2 protein-coding genes are annotated in these 1,138 nt (G+C 54.9%); both read left to right on the top strand.

Annotated features, from left to right (window positions below):
• A partial coding sequence (locus AO242_RS29830) for a transposase (RefSeq protein ID WP_257153490.1) occupies positions 1-261 on the top strand: 261 nt, incomplete at its 5' end.
• 38 nt (positions 262-299) lie between these two features.
• The gene (locus AO242_RS21945) at positions 300-1,100 is read left to right on the top strand and encodes an IS3 family transposase (RefSeq protein WP_231678248.1); all 801 of its coding nucleotides are present in this window, start codon (positions 300-302) and stop codon (positions 1,098-1,100) included.
• Positions 1,101-1,138: the final 38 nt, after the last annotated feature.

The following is a 1,138-nucleotide window of genomic DNA, read 5'->3' as shown; positions in this document are numbered from 1 at the left end:
AGCATGGTTCTTGATGACAACTGCTCAGTTCCCGATGTCTGTGCATCGATGGAGGTTGGCCGTACGGCTCTGCGCCGCTGGGTTGATCAGGTTCGTAAAGAGCGTCAGAAAGGGCAGCCAGTAGCAGGTACCAAGGCAATCAGCGACGAACAGCGAGAGCTTCAACAGCTGCGAGCCAAGGTCAAGCGTTTGGAAACTGAAGCTGAAATATTAAAAAAGGCTACGGCTCTCTTGATGTCGGATCCCGATCGTTTTTCCTGATCGAGGAGCTGAGGGAGTCGAGTTCATATCCGACCAGCTTGCTTTGCAGTGTGATGGGCGTTTCCCGCAGCGCGTTCTATGACTGGATTAAGCGACGTTCAGCGCCGATAGCCAACCGTGACGCGCTCAGAGCGAAAGTCGTGCAATTGCATGTTGAAAGCCGTGGAAGTGCAGGCGCGCGGATGATCTCTCAGCACTTGAAGGCCCAGCATATCCAGGTCGGAAGGTATTTGGCTGGAAAGCTGATGGCGGAGGCAAATCTGGCCAGCAGGCAGCGCCGCCGCCATCAGTACCGCTCCAGAGGCGTCGAAGCATTTGTGGCCAAGAACCTGCTCGAACGTAACTTCGAGCCAACCGCAATCAATCAGGTCTGGTGCGGCGACGTCACCAGCCTGATGGTTGGGAAGCGCTGGTATCACTTGGCAGTAGTTATTGACCTGTTCGCCCGCAGAGTCGTGGGCTGGGGGTTTTCTCTGATCAATGACGCCAACCTGGTTAGCAAGGCGCTGAGAATGGCGGTGGAGGTTCGAGGCAAACATGCAGGCTTGATGTTCCATTCAGATCAAGGCTGCCAATACACCAGCCAGCGCTTTCAGTCCGAGCTACTGGAGCATGGGATAACGCAAAGCATGAGCCGCAGGGGGCAGTGCTGGGACAACGCACCAACAGAGCGTTTCTTCGGGACGCTCAAATCAGAGTGGGTGCCCGCCAAGGGCTACACGACAGTTGAAGAAGCCAGGCAGGATATGACCAGCTTCTTCATGCGCTATAACAGAATCAGACTCCACAGCTACAACAACTACTTGTCGCCAATAGCTATGGAGCAGCAGGCGGCTTGATCACCGTAATCGGTGTCCGGAAAAACTTGACCAGAACA

The organism is Pseudomonas sp. ICMP 561 (assembly GCF_002699985.1).
Taxonomy (GTDB): Bacteria; Pseudomonadota; Gammaproteobacteria; order Pseudomonadales; family Pseudomonadaceae; genus Aquipseudomonas; species Aquipseudomonas quasicaspiana.
The sequence above is the reverse complement of the archived record's forward strand: the minus strand, read 5'-3'. Positions and strand labels throughout refer to the sequence as shown.